Raw genomic sequence first — 19,011 nt, 5'->3', positions numbered from 1 at the left:
GCGGCCCTCAAGGCTTGTCAGTCAGGTTTTTGCCGAGCATCCGCACCAGGATGATCGCCGCGATATTGGCAATGACCACGGCAATCAAGCCGCCTGCCGAAGCCATGCCCACATCGAACTGCACCAGCGCCTGGTTGTAGATCAGGTAGGCAAGGTTGGTCGAGGCGTAGCCGGGGCCGCCGTTGGTGGTGGTAAAGATTTCGGCGAACACCGAGAGCAGGAAGATGGTCTCGATCATCACCACGACGGCGATGGGCCGTGCCAGGTGCGGCAGGGTCAAGTGCCAGAAGATCGCAATCGGGCCGGCACCGTCCAGGCGCGCCGCTTCTTTTTGCTCCTGGTCCAGGGACTGCATGGCGGTCATCAGGATCAGGATCGCGAAGGGCAGCCATTGCCAGGACACAATGATGATGATCGACAGCAGCGGGTAGTGCGCCAGCCAGTCCACCGGCTGCGCGCCAAACAGCTTCCACAGGGCGGCCAGCACGCCGGACACCGGGTGGAAAATCAGGTTTTTCCAGATCAGCGCACCGACGGTGGGCATGATGAAGAACGGCGAGATCAGCAGCACCCGCACCAGCCCACGGCCAAAAAACTCGCTGGCCTCCAGCAACGCACTGATCAACACCCCCAGCACCACGCTGATCAACAGCACGCTGCCCACCAGCAATAGGGTATTGGTGGCACCGGGCAGGAAGCCCGAATCGGTGATGAAGTAAGTGAAGTTCTCCAGGCCCACGAATTGGTTTTCGCCGGGGTAGAGCAGGTTGTAGCGGATCAATGAAAAGTACAGGGTCATGCCCAGGGGCACGATCATCCACAGCAGCAACAGGGCTACCGAGGGGCTGACGAGGAACCAGCCTGGGTTGAGCAGGCGGTTTTTAGAAGTATTCATGACAATCAGAACCCATTGGAGGCCGACAGAATCCGCCTTGGAATGCGGTCAATGTAGGCGCTGGCTTGCCTGCGATGGCGACCTGTCAGTAGATAAATCAGTTGATTGATCGACCGCTATCGCAGGCAAGCCAGCTCCCACATTTACAGTGTTAAGGCTGGGTTATTTGGGGTAGCCGGCCCGCTTCATTTCCCGCTCGGTGGTGGTCTGTGCGGCAGCCAGGGCCTGGTCCACCGTCTGCTGGCCGGTCAGGGCGCCGGAGAAGAATTTGCCCACCTGGGTGCCAATGGCCTGGAATTCAGGAATGGTCACCAACTGGATGCCGATATAGGGCACCGGCTTGAGGGTCGGGTTGGTCGGGTCCGCAACTTTCAGTGACTCCAACGTCACCTTGGCAAAGGGCGCGGCCTGCATGTACGCCTCGCTATAGGTCGAGGCGCGGGTGCCTGGCGGGACATTGGCGATGCCATCGGTCTTGGCCACCAGCGCACCGTACTCCTTGGACGTCGCCCAGGCACTGAAGACCTTGGCGGCATCCTTGGCCTTGGAGCTGGTGGGGATCGCCAGCGACCAGGAATACAGCCACGAGGTGCCCTTGTCGGTGACCTGTTGCGGGGCAAAGGTGAAGCCGACGTGATCGGCGACCTTGCTCTGGGTTTTGTCGGTAACGAACGAACCGGCGACGCTGGCATCCACCCAGATCGCGCACTTGCCACTGTTGAACAGCGCCAGGTTTTCATTGAAACCGTTGCTGGACGCGCCCGGCGGGCCGGACTTCTTCATGTTGTCCACGTAGAAGTTCAGCGCATCCTTCCACTCGGGGCCGTTGAATTCGGGCTGCCATTTCTCATCGAACCAGCGTGCACCATAGCCATTGGCCAATGTGCCGATCAGCGCCATGTTCTCGCCCCAGCCGGCCTTGCCGCGCAGGCACAGGCCGTATTGCTCCTTGCTCTTGTCGGTGAGCTTTTGCGCAAACTCGCCAATCTGCACCCAGGTCGGATGTTCAGGCATGGTCAGCCCGGCAGCCTTGAACAGGTCGGTACGATAGTAGGTGATGGAGCTTTCGGCATAGAACGGCAGGGCGTACAGCGAGCCCTTGACGGAAAGGCCGTCGCGTACCGAAGGGAAAACATCGTCCAGGTCGTAGGAGGCCGGCAGATCCTTCATCGGTTCCAGCCAGCCCTTGGCGCCCCACAGTGCGGCTTCGTACATGCCAATGGTCAGTACATCGAACTGCCCGCCCTGGGTGGCGATATCCGTGGTCAGGCGTTGGCGCAGGACATTTTCTTCCAGCACCACCCAATTCAACTTGATGTCCGGATGCTCGGCCTCGAAGGTTTTCGAGAGCTTTTGCATGCGAATCATGTCGCTGTTATTGACGGTGGCAATGGTCAGGGTTTGTGCGCCAAGGCTGACGGCGCTGAGGGTCATGCAGGTACAGGCAAGCAGTGCTTTTGCTGTGAAATTCATCGCGCACTCCAGTTCTGCGCCGAGGGGCTGCAGAAGGACAGTTATTGTTGTTGTGTCTTCCATGGCAGCAGGAAGAGTGTGCGTTGATTACAGCCTGCTGTAGGCGTGGTGACAAATCCTTGGGAGCACTTGGGCTGATACTTTTTTGCACTGAGCCTGCGGGGCAGTCAAAACCTCACATAGAGCAGCGACCTGTTATTTCTGACAGTAGACGCAAGGGAACAGCAGAGGGTTAATGGTTTGGCAAAACCTAACCAGGAGATGCTTATGAACTGTTCCCGCGTAAACCCTAAAGACCACACCCTCTATAAAATCGCACTGGGCTTACTCATGGCGATTTCTATCAGTGCCTGTACAACAAAACCTCCCGAATCACGAGAACCTCCTTGTACTCAGGCGGGGTATTTTAAAAGCACTGACAGAGTGGGGGGGTTCTACCGATGTGTGTTTAATTCAGCGATCCAACGGTGGATTCAGTATCCTTATACATGTCCCACCGGGCTGGAGTTTGACGAACGTCTGGTGGCATGTGTAAGGCCTTAGCAGTTTCGGAGAACGCTGGCTGCTGGGTGAATCAACGCAAAAAAAACAGGGGATAAGTGCATTGCACCTATCCCCTTGTTTGCTGCAGTTCAACCCGGAAAGTGTCGCTGTTGGATCCAGACATCATCTATATCGTAGATCCCGCCAGTCGTCGGATTCATAACAGCTATTGAGGCTTGAAAACTCCCGCCTTTCCAATAACCCAGATATTCATCGACATAGTTCCATGTATTGAGGTTGTTGACGGTAATGTTGCGCGTTAAATTAGCCAGATGAATGAACATACTGGTTGGCCCGCCGATGCTGGCAAACTTGTTGACCCTGTATTTGAACCTGACTCGATAATACCCATAGTCGACCGGGGTATAGGTTTTGTAAATTCTGACACCATCTCCTGTCAGAGGGCCGTGCCGTAGGTAGTAGTTGCCGTCCGCCTCGCGCTGGATGCTTTTCTCTTTGGGATACTGGCTGATCCAACCATTCATGAACCCACCGGTAAAGGGCGTTTTGTCTGAGATCAGCAAGCTCAAGATGGAGTACGCAACCACTGGAAACTCAAGCGCTGTCCATTCATCGGTACTGTGATTGAGGGCCACTTTGAACTGCATTGTCAGTAAAGTGCCATTTCCCAGGTCTCTCAGGTAAGTATTGAGTAGCGTCAGCAGTTGATACCCTTGGTTCAACCACCCATCAGTCACCCGGGCACCCTGGGTACCGTCCAGCAGGGTTAAGTTGTGTGCCGTACCGTCGGGTTTGTTACCGAGAAAACGCAGCCATACCGGCTGGCCCCTGGCAATGAACGGCCAGATCCCCAACCTTACCGTTGCATCACCAATCAACTCGTCCACATTAAGTACGCCGTTAGCCGCTTCATCGATGCGGATTACGGTTTTGCTCAATTCGGTCACTGGAATGGCCTTCAGCGTCACGATCAGCACCGCTGACGACCGGGTCACGCCATTGCGTATGACGGAATACCTCATGGTGAGCAGCGTGTCGCGGTTGTCCAGGTTTGCGGCAAAGAGTCCCGCCGGCAGGTTGAATCTGACCGTCCCACCCGCTTCTCCAAATCTGGGGCCGAATTCCCCCGAGCCTGGCGCGGGGGCACCCAACACCTCCAGCGTGATACTGTCGGTGGTGGGCATCGGACTATAGGCAACTTCTACCGTTGCACCGGACGTGACCTTCAGCGGCAATAACGTCACTGAGTTGCCGGAACCGGTTGCCTCCAGCAAGGTAGGCACCGCAAATTCCGCAGGGATGGCCTGCACGGTGTATCTGCGCTCTGGAAACCACAAGACATTGGACGAGGAGGCTGTTCGGTCAAATGTCACCCCGAAGCGCATGGTCAATTGCGTGCCATCCTTGGCTTGGCGCAGTTCAAATATAGGTGCCTGCGGCTGGATACCGTTCTGCTCGCCGCTATACATCACCAAGTCGCCGTTGTAGAGCGTGCCGTTATAGGGTGCGCCATTCGCATAGGTGCCGCTCAGTTCAAACCACATCCGTTGATTACGATTGATAAAGCTCCAGCGATCGACCAGGGCCCGTTCGTTGCCGATCAATTTGCTGATATCCAGTACGCTGCCGGTATGACCTTCGAGGTAGGGTTGAGGGAGCACAGGTGGTAACACAAACAGGTTCAGTACCTGCGATGGCTTTTGATGGGCGCCCAGCAATACGGTGTACTTCACTTCGATATAGCGCCCAAATGCAGTAAGGTTGGCGCCAATGACTTCTGCTGGCACCTCGAAGTGCACGGTTCTGGAGGTGTTGCCATCCTTCGTTTCGCAATAGGTACCGATCTCGGGAATACCGGTCCAGCAGGCGCGGATAAGATGACTGGGGAGCATTTGTGGGTAGGTGACAGCGATAGTTGCGCCGTTCAGGGCGGCCTCGGGCACCAACTGGTCGGGGGAGCGCTGGGCTTGCAACACCTCAGGGCGTAGCAGGTCCAGGGCTTGCCCCACTGTGATAACCAGGACCTCTGAGTAACGTGTGTCGCCGCCGGTTGCGGATACCAGTGAATAGCTGAGGCGTATTTCCCGATTCAAACTGGCATAGATCAGCTCCTCTAACAGCGTAAACACCACTAGTTTGCCTGCCGTCCCGCTATTGAGGGGGATCTCGCCACTGTCGCTACCACTGCTGTTCGCTCCGAGCAATACCCACTTGAAAATATCGCCGAGGAACGTACGCGTGTACGGCAGCGTTACCTGGAGCTGGCCTCCTTTTATGCGATCCGGGTCCAGATTGTTGAACTCATCGACATATTGCATCTGCGGCGCCGGCAGTTCGGCATAGCGTGGACCGAAGGTTACGACCAGTTCGTCGGATTTGCGTATCGTCATGCCGTCGTCGACAAGATAGAACACCCGGACCGCGCCAAGGCCGAAGAAACGAGCGAAAATCTCCTGGAGCACAGTGCGATAGCGCTCCGGTGGTGGCTCGGCACCTGCCAATTGTGTCTCTTCATAGGAAACCAGGCCGCCTCCTGACCGTATGGCCTCCATGCGCATCGTCACATTGTAGTTACGGTTGTAAGGGGTGTACCGCGGGAAAAAGACTTTGATAAAAGGGTGTTCAGGGTCGATGTTGCCGCCCTCGTCTTGCTCGATGTGCATTGCAGGCATCGAAGTGTTCGTACCGGAGACGCCAATAGTCAGGGGATTGGATATGGCAAGGAACACACCTGTGGAGGTTGTCAGCGTGTATTCGAAATCCATGTGGCTATTGATCACTGCCTCAAGGTCTTTACGGTCGACGTCGACCAAGGTCGACAGACCAATTCGGGCCTTAACCGGTGGCAATGTCTTTTCAAAGGGCAAGCCATTAACTTCCCACTTCAATTTCATGACTATCAAGGCACCACTGGGTGTCGCGGTTCCATTTGGAAGCGTTTTGGGAACAACCATTTCCAAGTTGAAAGTCAAGTCTGCATGGAAATCAAGATTGAGTGCGTAGACGACATCCCCGTCCACCACGAAGTGTGGTGCTTCGAGCTTGCTAGGATCCAGCGTGGTCTTGACCGTCAGGGCCTGTGACCATTGCTGCTCTGGCCCGGAAAAGTTGAACACTGTGTCATAGAGTCGAAAGCGAATGATTGCCGTGTTGTTGAGCTTGCGCAGGATAATTGACTCAGGAACCAACACGATAATCGACTTGATGCCGATGACATGCTCATGATCAATCGTCAGAGTTATGCTAGTGCCGTTCCAATACACCTCGACCGTGTCGCCTTCACTTATGTTGGGGTAGCTGTTGACTCTCAGCTCTACCCCATGCCTTGCACGCTCGCGGTCGATCACACCGTTCTCCAGATCTGGAGGCAGATGGATTATCAACTCCGTGTGATAGGGCAGCGCTGGATCCCTACTGACCCCTCCTGGACGTGTGTACTTGATAAACCAGGTTTGTTTGGGAGAGCGACTGATAGTGCCGCTGCCTGATCGAATCACCTCGCAAAAACATGGATAGACAAAGCCCACCGGTGTATTGGGAGGCGCGCCGGGGTTGGGGTTCGCAGCGATTACCAACTGTACTTGCGTCTCGTCCAGATCCTCGCTCCTGACCTCACCCGCCGCAATGGCAAAGCGATCACTGCCCATGTAGAGCTTGTAGTTATCTCCGATGTTGAACTGCAGCCAGCGTAGGATGTTTACCACAAGAAAAGGCGTGGTTTCCTGGAGACCCAGGCCGAACGCAGCGCCCGGTAGCGGGCGCACCGGGTCATTGACGAAGGGTGGCTCCAGTTCGTCATCATCGGCCGGTCGAGACGTTCCATTGTCATGAGGCAGACGGAGCAAAGAGGTCGAGGTGGGTGACACAGGCTTCTTCATCGCGGGAGATCCTTGTGCAGGGAAAACTGGACAAAGGAATCACACACCCGGGGAGGTGCTGCGTGAAACTGTCAAAATTAACAGTGGCGACGAATGGTCGTGATTAACGCCTTCGGAGGGGGTGGTCAGGTCAGGTTTTGCTCGGTCAGTCGCTGTACTGCCAGCCGCCGATAATGGGAAGGCGTCATACCCTTGAGCTGCTGGAACCGGCGGTTGAAATTGGAAATGTTGTTGAACCCCGACTCAAAGCACACATCGGTCACGGCTTTATCGCCATCGGCCAGTAACTCGCAGGATTTGCTGATGCGCAAGCGATTGACGAACTCGACGAAGGTGCGCCCGGTGGCCTGCTTGAACACCCGGGAAAAGTAGGTTGGCTTCATCCCCAGGTAGCGCGCGACTTCCTCCAGGGGCAACTCGCGGGCGTAATGGGCAAAAATATAGTCCACCGCACGGTTGGTGCGGTCGATGCTGTGCTCATCGGCCAGTTGCGCCGTGGTCACGGCTGATAACAACTGGTAGTCCTCACAGGTACTGAGCGCCTCCAGCAAGATAAAAAAGTGCCCCAGCCGCGTCATGCCCTGGGCGTCTTCGATGCGCTGCATCAGGGTCATTGCCTGGGCGATGGTTTTTTTACAGCGAAACTCGATGCCGTACTGTGCCCGCTCCAGCAGCGGTACCAGGCTCTTGAGCTCAGTGAAGATCTGGCTGCCGCCCCCCAGCAACTCATCGGTGAAATTCACCAGCATGTCGCGCTTGGGCACCACTTCGTCTTCCTCCACCTGGCTGATCCAGTTGTGGGGCAGGTTGGGGCCAGTGAGGAACAGGCTTTGCGGGTAGAAGTTGCCGATATAGTCGCCGATAAACACCTTGCCGGAACTGGCCACAATCAGGTGCAGCTCGTACTCCTTGTGAAAATGCCAGCGCACCAGAGGGCAGGGGAAGCCGTGCTGGCGATAGATGATGGACAGGCCGTTGTGGTCGTCCATCAACTCGTAGGAAGGGTCAGTGATTCGCGCGGCTCGGGTCATGCTGGCGTCGCTTTTATTGTGGTTGCACAGCCGATAATGCCCCGTTGCGTGCCACCTCGCCAGCATGGGTGTTTAAAGCACGCGGTTTTTCGCCTCGATCCATTGCGCCATGTATTGGGTACTTTTGTGCAAATGGTGGCGCAACATGCTGCCGGTAAAGTTATTGCGCCGGTGCTGTGCCAATTCGTCACGACAGTGTTGCAGGCGCTTGACCAGTGCCGGCCCGTGGATGTGTGCGGTGTAGCGCTGGGCAAGCAGCTCCCTGCCACGTTGCTGGGCCATGGTCCAGGCTTGCGGGTCTTCGTACAGCGTTACGGCGGCGGCCGCCAGGGCTGCGGCACTCTGGGCGATCACCCCAGGCCAGGGCTGCTCGTCGCTCATGCCTTCGGCGCCGATGGGCGTGGTGACACTGGGCGTTCCACAGAGCATGCCATCCGCTAGCTTGCCCTTGATCCCCGCGCCAAAACGCAGCGGCGCCAGGCAGATGCGCGCTGCCGACATCACTTGCAGGGCATCCTCGGCCCAGTTCATCACATGAAAGCCTTGCGCCGGATTGTGCAGAGCGGTGGCCTTGGGCGGTGTGTAGGCACCATAGACATGCAGTTGCGCCCCGGGCAGGTGCTGGCGAATCAACGGCCAGACACTGTTTTTCATCCACAGCACGGCATCCCAGTTGGGCGCGTGACGGAAGTTGCCGATGCTCAGGAAATGCGCGCGGTCTTCGTAGGGTGTAAACGCTTCGGCGGGCGGGTCGACCATCAGCGGGCACCAGTGGAGCAGGGCGGCAGGCACCTTGAAGTGTTCGGTGAGCAGTTGGATTTCGACGTCGGAAATCATCAGGCTGATATCACAGCGGTAGATCGCCGCAATCTCGCGCTTGGCCAGGTCAGTGTCGGCCATCAACTGGAATTCTTCTTCCAGGGCCGGAGCGAACAAGGGGCTGAAGTCATCGGCCTGTGGCGAGTGTTTCAGGAAATCCTTCAGGCGTTGGTGGCGGGCGTCGCGCAGGCTCTGCAAATCGGAGGTTTCCAGCACACGCAAGGCATCGGGGCAGTGTTTTTCTACTCGCCAGCCGAATTGCTCTTCCATCATGAAACGGTCGAACAGCACGATATCCGGGGCCAGTTCGTGGATAAAATCATCGAAACTGCTGTTATTGAGCTCGATAGCGCATTCGCGAATGCCGAGTGTCGCGAGGTCGGCCTTATGTTCGCCAATGGCCGCCGGGCTGCTGAAGGTTATTTCCCAATCTTGTGTAAGAAAACTCTCCAGGATCTGCATCATATGTCCGCCAGCGGCCGACGAGCGTGGCTCCGGCCAGACATAACCAATGACCAGAACGTGGATGGCAGGCTGATTCTTCAACGGTGGGTTCCTTCAAGGGCAGGGCAAAAGCGCGGTAATTAAACCACAGCACCTCAGTCCTGATGCCGACATGAGTTTTTCTCGCGGCCCATAGGTGTCAATCGCACTTTGTGGTTAACTTCGGCCTCTCGAATTTGTTTCATCTAACCCAGCATAAGGATTCCGTTCATGGCTCAAGTCACCCTCAAAGGCAACCCGGTTCAGGTTGAAGGCGAGTTGCCGCAAATTGGTACCCAGGCCCTCGACTTTTCCCTGACCGCAGGCGATCTGTCGGACGTCACCCTGGCGACTTTCGCTGGCAAGCGCAAAGTACTGAACATCTTCCCAAGCGTTGACACCCCGACCTGCGCGACTTCGGTACGCAAGTTCAACGCCCAGGCCAACGACCTGAACAACACCGTTGTACTGTGCATCTCCACCGACCTGCCATTCGCCCAGGCTCGCTTCTGCGGTACCGAAGGCCTGGAAAACGTGAAGAACCTGTCGGACTTCCGCAATGCCGACTTCGCCGTTGACTACGGTGTCTCCATTGCCGACGGCGCCCTCAAGGGCTTGACCGCCCGCGCCGTGGTGGTACTGGACGAAAACGATAAAGTGCTGCACAGCGAACTGGTTGGCGAGATCGCTGAAGAGCCAAACTACGAAGCGGCCCTGGCCGTACTGAAGTAATTGTTCCTACGCGTTACTGTCGCTTTGCAGTAACCCGTATGATGTTTGCTTGCGGCCTGGCCTAGTCCAGGCCGTTTTTATTTGTGCTTCAGCGGTTTAGCCCAAATTGCTGATGTTTTACGTCGAAAAGTAAATGTTTGTAAGCCCGAAGGTAAATAGCCGGTAAAGGCGCTTCTCTAAACGCGCTCCAGTGCTTATCTTTCAGCCTCCCAAAGAAGAAGCCCTCGCATCCAATGGTTGATCAATCCATGCAATCGTCTCCCCGCAATTCCCGCCGCTGGCTGTTTGGCTTGCTTGTCCTGTTGGTGATCGCCGGCCTGTGCTGGAAGTTCTGGCCTGCCGGCACCGCCCAGAAAGACGCCCCGCCAGCCAGGACCAGCAAGACGGGGATGATGCGTCCAGGCTTCGGTGGCTCGGGCGCTGCGGTGCCGGTACGTGTCGCGCCAGCAGTGACGGGGGATTTCCCGCTGTACTACAAGGCGCTGGGTACCGTGACCGCATTGAACACCATCAACGTGCGCAGCCGGGTCGGGGGAGAACTGGTCAAGATTGCCTTTGAAGAGGGCCAGATGGTCAAGGCTGGCGACTTGTTGGCGCAAATCGACCCGCGCAGCTATCAGAATGCATTGCTTCAGGCCCAGGGCACGCTGCTGCAAAACCAGGCCCAGTTGAAAAACGCCCAGGTCGACCTTGAACGTTATCGCGGCCTGTATGAGCAGGACAGTATCGCCAAGCAGACCCTGGACACCGCCGCTGCGCTGGTCCTGCAATACCAGGGCACGGTCAAGACCAACCAGGGCGCGGTAGATGACGCCAAGCTCAACCTTGAATTCACCCAGATCCGCGCGCCGATCTCCGGCCGTGTCGGCCTGCGCCAACTGGACGTCGGCAACCTGGTAGCGGCCAACGACACCACCGCCCTGGCAATCATCACCCAGACCCAGCCGATCAGCGTGGCGTTCACCCTGCCGGAGAACACCCTGCAAACCGTATTGGCCCGCTATCGCACCGGTAACAAGCTGCCGGTGCAGGCCTGGGATCGTGGCGATGTGCAACTACAAGCCACCGGCGTGTTGCAGAGCCTGGACAACCAGATCGACGTTGCCACCGGCACCTTGAAATTCAAGGCGCGCTTCGATAACCAGGACCAGGTGTTGTTCCCCAATCAGTTCGTCAACGTGCGCCTGCTGGCAGACACTCTGAAAAACGTGGTGCTGGTCCCATCGGCCGCGATCCAGTTTGGCACCAATGGCACCTTTGTCTACGCCCTGGACGGTGACAAGAAGGTCAAGATCCGCACGCTGGTCGTTGGTGATACCGATGGCCAGAACACCGTGGTCAAGGACGGCCTCGCCGCTGGCGACCGCGTGGTGTTGGAAGGCACCGACCGCCTGAAGGACGGCACCGACGTAGAAGTGGTCAACGACAGCAACCAGGTACCGACCACACCAACCGAACATTTGCAGGGCAAGCCCGCGGCACAAGGCGAAAGCAGCCCGGCGGCGGATGCCGGCAAGGCGCAAAAGGCCGGCGCATGAACCTGTCACGGCTGTTCATCCTCAGGCCCGTCGCCACCACCCTGAGCATGCTGGCCATTGTCCTGGCCGGCCTGATTGCCTATCGCCTGATGCCGGTGTCGGCCTTGCCCCAGGTGGATTACCCGACCATCCGTGTCATGACCCTGTACCCCGGCGCAAGCCCGGACGTGATGACCAGCGCGGTAACTGCGCCGCTGGAGCGCCAGTTCGGGCAAATGCCCGGCCTCACGCAGATGGCCTCCACCAGTTCCGGTGGCGCCTCGGTGCTGACCCTGCGCTTCAACCTCGACGTCAATATGGACGTCGCCGAGCAACAAGTGCAGGCCGCAATCAACGCGGCCAGCAACCTGTTGCCGTCGGACTTGCCGGCGCCGCCGGTGTACAACAAGGTCAACCCGGCCGACACGCCGGTACTGACCCTGGCCATCACGTCTAAAACGATGCTGCTGCCCAAGCTCAATGATCTGGTCGATACGCGCATGGCGCAGAAAATCGCGCAGATCAGCGGCGTCGGCATGGTCAGCATTGCCGGTGGCCAGCGCCAGGCGGTGCGGATCAAGGTCAACCCCGAAGCCTTGGCGGCCAATGGCTTGAACCTGGCGGACGTGCGCAGCCTGATCGCCGCCTCCAACGTCAACCAGCCCAAGGGTAACTTTGACGGCCCGACCCGGGTCTCGATGCTCGACGCCAACGACCAGTTGGTGTCACCCGAGCAGTACGCCGAACTGATCCTGGCTTATAGCAACGGTGCGCCGCTGCGCTTGAAAGACGTCGCGCAAATCGTCGATGGCGCCGAAAACGAACGCCTTGCCGCCTGGGCCAATGAAAACCAGGCCGTGTTGCTCAATATCCAGCGTCAGCCTGGAGCCAACGTGATCGAGGTGGTGGACCGCATCAAGGCGCTGCTGCCGAGCATCACCGACAACCTGCCGGCGGGCCTGGACGTGACGGTCCTTACCGACCGCACCCAGACTATCCGCGCTTCGGTCACCGATGTGCAGCATGAATTGCTGATTGCCATTGCCCTGGTGGTGATGGTGACGTTCCTGTTCCTGCGCCGCTTCAGCGCCACCATCATCCCCTCGATTGCCGTGCCGCTGTCCTTGATCGGCACCTTTGGCGTGATGTACCTGGCCGGGTTCTCCATCAACAACCTGACCCTGATGGCCCTGACCATCGCCACCGGCTTTGTGGTGGACGATGCAATCGTGATGCTGGAGAACATCTCCCGCTATATCGAGGAAGGGGAGACCCCGATGGCTGCCGCGCTCAAGGGCGCCAAGCAGATTGGCTTTACCCTGATTTCCCTGACCTTGTCGCTGATCGCGGTATTGATCCCTCTGCTGTTCATGGCTGATGTGGTCGGGAGGCTGTTCCGCGAATTTGCCATCACCCTGGCGGTAGCAATCCTCATTTCCCTGGTGGTGTCCCTGACCCTGACGCCGATGATGTGCGCGCGCCTGCTCAAGCGTGAACCCAAGGAAGAGGAACAGGGCCGCTTCTACAAAGCCAGTGGCGCCTGGATCGACTGGCTGGTGGCCGCCTACGGGCGCAAGTTGCAGTGGGTGCTCAAGCACCAGCCGCTGACCCTGCTGGTGGCCGTCGCCACCCTGGGCCTGACCGTGGTGTTGTATCTGGTGGTACCCAAGGGTTTCTTCCCGGTGCAGGACACCGGGGTGATCCAGGGCATTTCCGAAGCCCCGCAGTCGATTTCCTTTGCAGCCATGAGCCAGCGCCAGCAAGAACTGGCGAAGATCATCCTCGAAGACCCTGCGGTAGACAGCCTGTCATCCTACATTGGCGTGGATGGCGATAACGCCACGCTCAACAGTGGTCGCCTGCTGATCAACCTCAAGCCCCACAAGGAGCGGGACCTGAGCGCCGTCGAGGTGATCGCCCGCCTGCAACCGGCATTGGACAAACTGGTGGGGATCCGCCTGTTCATGCAGCCGGTGCAGGACCTGACCATCGAAGACCGCATCAGTCGCACCCAATATCAATTCAGTATGTCGTCCCCGGATGCCGATCTGTTGGCACTGTGGAGCGGCAAACTGGTCCAGGCCCTGAGCCAGTATCCGGAACTCACCGACGTGGCCAGCGACCTGCAGGACAAGGGTTTGCAGGTCTACATGGTGATCGACCGCGATGCGGCCTCGCGCCTGGGCGTCTCGGTTGCCAATATTACCGACGCCTTGTACGACGCCTTCGGCCAGCGGCAGATTTCCACGATCTACACCCAGGCCAGCCAGTATCGCGTGGTGTTGCAGGCCCAGTCCGGCGAAAGCCTGGGGCCGGATGCGCTGAACCAGATCCATGTGAAAACCACCGATGGCGGCCAGGTGCGCCTGTCGAGCCTGGCCCGTGTCGAGCAGCGCCAGGCCCAGTTGGCGATTACCCATATCGGCCAGTTCCCGGCGGTGATGATGTCGTTCAACCTGGCGCCCGGCGTGGCCCTGGGCAAGGGTGTGGAACTGATCAACCAGGTGCAGAAGGACATCGGCATGCCGGTCGGCGTGCAGACCCAGTTCCAGGGTGCGGCCCAGGCGTTCGAAGCCTCGCTGTCGAGCACCTTGCTACTGATCCTGGCAGCGGTGGTGACCATGTACATCGTGCTCGGCGTGCTGTACGAGAGCTACATCCACCCGATCACCATCCTCTCGACCCTGCCATCAGCTGCGGTCGGGGCCTTGCTGGCGTTGCTGCTCAGTGGCAATGACCTGGGAATGATCGCGATCATCGGCATTATCCTGCTGATCGGCATCGTCAAGAAAAACGCGATCATGATGATCGACTTCGCCCTCGACGCCGAGCGCAACCAGGGCCTGGACCCGCAGACCGCGATCTACCAGGCGGCGCTGCTGCGCTTCCGGCCGATCCTGATGACCACCCTGGCAGCCTTGTTCGGTGCGGTGCCGTTGATGCTCGCCACCGGTTCCGGTGCCGAGTTGCGCCAGCCCCTGGGCCTGGTGATGGTCGGTGGCCTGCTGTTGAGCCAGATCCTCACGCTGTTCACTACTCCGGTGATCTACCTGTACTTTGATCGCCTTGGCCGTCGCTGGCGCAAGACCCCCGAAGCGCTGGAGCCGGTTGAGCCATGAACCTGTCCGGACCTTTCATTCGCCGGCCGGTAGCCACCATGCTGCTGAGCCTGGCGATCATGTTGCTGGGCGGCGTCAGTTTCAATCTGCTGCCGGTGTCTCCGTTGCCGCAGATCGACTTCCCGGTGATTGTGGTCTCCGCCAGCCTGCCTGGCGCCAGCCCGGAAGTGATGGCGTCTACCGTGGCGACGCCCCTGGAGCGCTCCTTCGGCGCGATTGCCGGGGTCACCACCTTGAGCAGCTCGTCCAGCCAGGGCTCGACCCGGGTGATCCTGGCGTTCGACTCCGACCGCGATATCAACGGCGCGGCGCGGGAAGTGCAGGCGGCGATCAACGCCTCGCGTAACCTGTTGCCCAGCGGTATGCGTAGCATGCCCACCTACAAGAAGATCAACCCGTCCCAGGCGCCGATCATGGTGCTGTCGCTGACCTCGGATGTGTTGCCCAAGGGCCAGCTCTACGACCTGGCCTCGACCATCCTCTCGCAAAGCCTGTCCCAGGTGCCGGGCGTGGGCGAAGTGCAGATCGGCGGCAGTTCCCTGCCGGCGGTGCGCATCGAACTGGAACCCAAGGCCCTGGACCAGTACGGCGTATCCCTGGACGAAGTGCGTGACACCATTGCCAATGCCAACGTGCGCCGGCCCAAGGGCTCGGTGGAAGATGGCCAGCGCAATTGGCAGATCCAAGCCAATGACCAGTTGGAAAAGGCCAAGGACTACGAGCCGTTGCTGATCCGCTACCAGGACGGCGCTGCCTTGCGCCTGAGTGACGTGGCCAAGATCAGCGACGGTGTCGAGGACCGCTACAACAGCGGGTTCTTCAACAACGACTCAGCCGTGTTGCTGGTGATCAACCGCCAGTCCGGTGCCAACATCATCGAGACCGTCAAGCAGATCAAGGCCCAGTTGCCGGCGCTGCAGGCGGTGCTGCCGTCCAGCGTCAAGCTCAACCTGGCCATGGACCGCTCGCCGGTGATCACCGCCACCTTGCACGAAGCAGAAATGACCCTGCTGATTGCCGTGGCACTGGTGATCCTGGTGGTGTACCTGTTCCTCGGCAACTTCCGCGCCTCGCTGATCCCGACCCTGGCGGTGCCGGTGTCACTGGTGGGCACCTTTGCGATCATGTACCTCTATGGCTTTTCCCTGAACAACCTGTCGCTGATGGCCCTGATCCTCGCCACCGGCCTGGTGGTGGACGACGCCATCGTGGTGCTGGAGAACATTTCCCGGCACATCGACGACGGTATCGCGCCAATGAAGGCCGCTTACCTGGGGGCCAAGGAGGTCGGCTTCACGCTGCTGTCGATGAACGTGTCGCTGGTGGCAGTGTTCCTGTCGATCCTGTTCATGGGCGGGATTGTCACCAGTCTGTTCCGTGAGTTTTCCATCACCCTGGCGGCGGCGATCATCGTTTCGCTGGTGGTTTCGCTGACCCTGACCCCGATGCTCTGCGCCCGCTGGCTCAAGCCCCATGTCAAAGGGCAGGAGACCGGTTTGCAGCGCTGGAGCCAGAAGGTCAACGATAAGATGGTGGCCGGTTACGCCCGCAGCCTGGACTGGGTCCTGCGGCACAAGCGCCTGACGCTGCTCAGCCTGTTCGTGACCATTGGTGTGAATATCGCGCTGTATGTGGTGGTGCCGAAAACCTTTATGCCGCAGCAGGACACCGGGCAACTGATCGGTTTTGTACGCGGGGACGACGGCCTGTCATTCACTGTCATGCAGCCCAAGATGGAAATCTTCCGCAAGGCCGTGCTGCAAGACCCGGCAGTGGAAAGCGTGGCCGGCTTTATCGGTGGCAGCAACGGTACTAACAATGCGGTGATGCTGGTGCGCCTCAAACCGATCAAGGAGCGCAAGCTGTCGGCCCAGGCGGTAATCGAGCGCCTGCGCAAGAACGTGCCGCCGGTGCCAGGTGGCCGCTTGATGCTGATGGCAGACCAGGACCTGCAATTTGGCGGTGGCCGCGACCAGACGTCGTCGCAATACTCCTACATCCTGCAAAGTGGCGACCTGGCAGCCTTGCGCCTGTGGTACCCGAAAGTGGTCGCCGCCTTGCGTGAACTGCCGGAACTGACCGCCATTGACGCTCGCGAAGGCCGTGGCGCACAACAGGTGACGCTGATTGTCGACCGTGATCAGGCCAAGCGCCTGGGCGTGGACATGGCCATGGTCACCTCGGTGCTGAACAACGCCTACAGCCAGCGGCAGATTTCCACGATCTACGACAGCCTCAACCAGTATCGGGTGGTGATGGAGGTCAATCCGAAATATGCCCAGGACCCGATCACCCTCAATCAGGTACAGGTGATTACCGCCGATGGCGCGCGGATTCCGCTGTCGACCATCGCCCACTACGAAAACAGCCTGGCCGACGATCGCGTCAGCCACGAAGGGCAGTTCGCCTCCGAAAACATTGCCTTCGACATGGCACCTGGGGTCACGGTGGAGCAGGGCACAGCCGCCATCGAGCGGGCGATTGCCAAGGTCGGCTTGCCGGAGGATGTGATTGCGAAGATGGCCGGCACCGCCGATGCCTTCGCCGCCACCCAGAAAAGCCAGCCGTTCATGATCCTCGGCGCGCTGGTGGCGGTGTACCTGGTGCTGGGGATTCTCTATGAGAGCTATATCCACCCGCTGACCATTCTCTCGACCCTGCCGTCGGCTGGGGTTGGTGCGCTGTTGTCGATCTACGTACTGGGCGCCGAATTCAGCCTGATCTCGCTGCTGGGCCTGTTCCTGTTGATCGGGGTGGTGAAGAAAAACGCGATCCTGATGATCGACCTGGCGCTGCAACTGGAACGCAAGGAGGGCATGGATCCCCTGGAGTCGATCCGCAGCGCGTGCCTGCTGCGTTTGCGGCCGATCCTGATGACTACCCTGGCAGCGATCCTCGGCGCTTTGCCCCTGCTGCTGAGCACCGCAGAAGGCGCGGAAATGCGCCAGCCCCTGGGCCTGACGATTATCGGCGGCCTGGTGTTCAGCCAGATCCTGACCCTTTACACCACCCCGGTGGTTTACCTCTATCTCGACCGCCTGCGCCACCGTTTCAACGGCTGGCGCGGGGTGCGTACCGACGCTGCTCTGGACACTGCGCTATGACCGAATCAATCGTTTTCCGGGCCCCTGCATTGGCGGTGATTTTTTGCGGCGTGCTACTCAGCGCCTGCGCCGTAGGCCCCGATTACCAGCGCCCGCAAGTGGCTGAGCCGGCGCAGTACAAAGAGGCCCAGGGCTGGCGCCAGGCGGCGCCCAGCGATGCCCTGGCCCGTGGCGCCTGGTGGGAGCTGTATGGCGACCCGCAACTCAACAGCCTGGTGAATAAACTCAACAACGCCAACCAGACCGTGGCCCAGGCCGAAGCCCGCTACCGCCAGGCCCAGGCCACTGCGCGTAGCTCCCGGGGCGCATTCTTCCCAACGGTCGACCTGAGCGCCGGGAAAACCCGCGCCAGCCAGGGCACCGGCAGCAGCAATGCGAGCTTGAGCAGCTCCAGCAGCGGTATCCGCGACACCCTCAATACGCAGTTGGGTGTGAGCTGGGAGGCGGATATCTGGGGCAAGTTGCGTCGTGGCCTGGAGGCCAGCAACGCCAGTGAGCAAGCCAGCGCCGCCGACCTTGCCGCCATGCGCCTGAGCCAGCAGTCGGAGTTGGTGCAGAACTACCTGCAACTGCGGGTCATGGACGAACAGACGCGCTTGTTGCAAGCCACCGTGGAGACCTACCAGCGCTCGCTGCAAATGACTGAAAACCAGTACCGTGCGGGTGTCTCCGGCAAAGACGCAGTGGCCCAGGCCCAGACCCAGCTCAAAAGCACCCAGGCCAGCATGATCGACCTGGTCTGGCAGCGGGCACAGCTGGAAAACGCCATCGCGGTGCTGATCGGGGAGGCCCCGGCCACGTTCAACCTGACGGTGAGCAAGGACATTCCCGCACTGCCGCAGATTCCTGCCAACCTGCCATCGCAACTGCTGGAGCGCCGCCCGGACATAGCCTCGGCAGAGCGCGCCGTGATCGCCGCCAACGCCAATATCGGCGTGGCGAAAACCGCCTACTACCCGGACCTGACACTGAGCCTGGCCGGTGGTTACTCCAGCAGCACTTACACCGACTGGATCAGCCTGCCGAATCGTTTCTGGTCGGTGGGGCCCAAACTGGCGATGACCTTGTTCGACGGCGGGCAGCGTTCGGCACAAGTCGATCGCGCCGAAGCGTCTTACGACGAAACCGTGGCCAAGTACCGTCAGACTGTACTCGACGGTTTCCGCGAGGTGGAAAACTACATGGTCCAGCTCAAGGTCCTGGAGGATGAGGCAGGCGTGAGCAACGAAGCGCTGCAATCAGCTCGTGAATCCTTGCGCCTGACCCAGAACCAGTACAAGGCGGGTCTGATCGCCTACCTGGATGTGGTCAATGTGCAGACCACGGCACTGAGCAACGAGCGCACCGTACTGACCCTGCTGCAAACCCGACTGGTCGCCAGCGTGCAACTGATCGCCGCGCTGGGCGGCGGATGGGACGGACAGATGCAGGCAGACGCAAAACCCTGATTGCGAAT

At 59.3% G+C, this 19,011-nt stretch carries 11 protein-coding genes; 6 read left to right on the top strand and 5 right to left on the bottom strand.

The genetic code is table 11. The annotated features are described in order from the left end of the window. Positions 1–7: 7 nt before the first annotated feature. Both KL786_RS06215 and KL786_RS06210 read right to left on the bottom strand, forming a co-directional pair. Positions 8–895, bottom strand: a complete 888-nt coding sequence (locus KL786_RS06215; protein WP_215517028.1) for a carbohydrate ABC transporter permease — start codon at positions 893–895, stop codon at positions 8–10. Between the two features lie 162 nt (positions 896–1,057). Then, a complete protein-coding gene (locus KL786_RS06210) occupies positions 1,058–2,368 on the bottom strand; it encodes an ABC transporter substrate-binding protein (RefSeq protein ID WP_215517027.1) in 1,311 nt (436 codons plus the stop codon). A 261-nt stretch (positions 2,369–2,629) separates the two neighbouring features. Here KL786_RS06210 and KL786_RS29930 point away from each other — a divergent pair, with 261 nt between their 5' ends. Beyond that, complete coding sequence (locus KL786_RS29930; RefSeq protein ID WP_353844645.1) at positions 2,630–2,911, top strand: chitin binding peritrophin-A domain-containing protein; 282 nt, start codon at positions 2,630–2,632, stop codon at positions 2,909–2,911. Between the two features lie 89 nt (positions 2,912–3,000). Here KL786_RS29930 and KL786_RS06200 read toward each other — a convergent pair whose 3' ends face one another. From KL786_RS06200 to KL786_RS06190, 3 genes are all read right to left on the bottom strand, one after another. After that, positions 3,001–6,750, bottom strand: coding sequence for a hypothetical protein (locus KL786_RS06200; RefSeq protein ID WP_215517025.1), 3,750 nt, complete (start codon positions 6,748–6,750; stop codon positions 3,001–3,003). Between the two features lie 125 nt (positions 6,751–6,875). Further along, positions 6,876–7,781, bottom strand: a complete 906-nt coding sequence (locus KL786_RS06195; protein WP_215517024.1) for an AraC family transcriptional regulator — start codon at positions 7,779–7,781, stop codon at positions 6,876–6,878. A 72-nt stretch (positions 7,782–7,853) separates the two neighbouring features. Next, the gene (locus KL786_RS06190; RefSeq protein ID WP_215517023.1) at positions 7,854–9,146 is read right to left on the bottom strand and encodes a glycosyltransferase; all 1,293 of its coding nucleotides are present in this window, start codon (positions 9,144–9,146) and stop codon (positions 7,854–7,856) included. A gap of 168 nt (positions 9,147–9,314) precedes the next feature. Between KL786_RS06190 and tpx the strand changes: the two genes are divergently transcribed. From tpx to KL786_RS06165, 5 genes are all read left to right on the top strand, one after another. Beyond that, positions 9,315–9,815 (top strand): thiol peroxidase, encoded by a 501-nt coding sequence (gene tpx / locus KL786_RS06185; RefSeq protein ID WP_215517022.1) that lies wholly within the window; start codon positions 9,315–9,317, stop codon positions 9,813–9,815. Positions 9,816–10,048: 233 nt separating this feature from the next. Next, positions 10,049–11,353, top strand: a complete 1,305-nt coding sequence (locus tag KL786_RS06180; RefSeq protein WP_215517021.1) for an MdtA/MuxA family multidrug efflux RND transporter periplasmic adaptor subunit — start codon at positions 10,049–10,051, stop codon at positions 11,351–11,353. After that, positions 11,350–14,451 carry an MdtB/MuxB family multidrug efflux RND transporter permease subunit gene (locus tag KL786_RS06175; RefSeq protein WP_215517020.1) on the top strand — a complete coding sequence of 1,034 codons (3,102 nt, stop codon included), beginning with the start codon at positions 11,350–11,352 and terminating at the stop codon, positions 14,449–14,451. Before KL786_RS06180 ends, KL786_RS06175 begins: the two co-directional genes overlap by 4 nt. Continuing rightward, positions 14,448–17,555: an efflux RND transporter permease subunit gene (locus KL786_RS06170; protein ID WP_215517019.1), complete on the top strand. Its 3,108-nt coding sequence runs from the start codon at positions 14,448–14,450 to the stop codon at positions 17,553–17,555. Before KL786_RS06175 ends, KL786_RS06170 begins: the two co-directional genes overlap by 4 nt. Beyond that, positions 17,552–19,003 (top strand): efflux transporter outer membrane subunit, encoded by a 1,452-nt coding sequence (locus KL786_RS06165; RefSeq protein WP_215517018.1) that lies wholly within the window; start codon positions 17,552–17,554, stop codon positions 19,001–19,003. The genes KL786_RS06170 and KL786_RS06165 overlap by 4 nt, the downstream gene beginning before the upstream one ends. Positions 19,004–19,011: the final 8 nt, after the last annotated feature.

Origin of the sequence: Pseudomonas sp. TAE6080 (assembly GCF_018732265.1) — a bacterium.
Classification (GTDB): Bacteria; Pseudomonadota; Gammaproteobacteria; order Pseudomonadales; family Pseudomonadaceae; genus Aquipseudomonas; species Aquipseudomonas brenneri.
The sequence above is the reverse complement of the archived record's forward strand: the minus strand, read 5'-3'. Positions and strand labels throughout refer to the sequence as shown.

Coding starts and splice junctions, on each gene's coding strand:
- KL786_RS06165 (WP_215517018.1), top strand. CDS start 17,552: ATGACCGAATCAATCGTTTTCCGGGCCCCTGCATTGGCGGTGATTTTT.
- KL786_RS06215 (WP_215517028.1), bottom strand. CDS start 895: ATGAATACTTCTAAAAACCGCCTGCTCAACCCAGGCTGGTTCCTCGTC.
- tpx (WP_215517022.1), top strand. CDS start 9,315: ATGGCTCAAGTCACCCTCAAAGGCAACCCGGTTCAGGTTGAAGGCGAG.
- KL786_RS06170 (WP_215517019.1), top strand. CDS start 14,448: ATGAACCTGTCCGGACCTTTCATTCGCCGGCCGGTAGCCACCATGCTG.
- KL786_RS06195 (WP_215517024.1), bottom strand. CDS start 7,781: ATGACCCGAGCCGCGCGAATCACTGACCCTTCCTACGAGTTGATGGAC.
- KL786_RS06210 (WP_215517027.1), bottom strand. CDS start 2,368: ATGAATTTCACAGCAAAAGCACTGCTTGCCTGTACCTGCATGACCCTC.
- KL786_RS06180 (WP_215517021.1), top strand. CDS start 10,049: ATGGTTGATCAATCCATGCAATCGTCTCCCCGCAATTCCCGCCGCTGG.
- KL786_RS06200 (WP_215517025.1), bottom strand. CDS start 6,750: ATGAAGAAGCCTGTGTCACCCACCTCGACCTCTTTGCTCCGTCTGCCT.
- KL786_RS29930 (WP_353844645.1), top strand. CDS start 2,630: ATGCTTATGAACTGTTCCCGCGTAAACCCTAAAGACCACACCCTCTAT.
- KL786_RS06175 (WP_215517020.1), top strand. CDS start 11,350: ATGAACCTGTCACGGCTGTTCATCCTCAGGCCCGTCGCCACCACCCTG.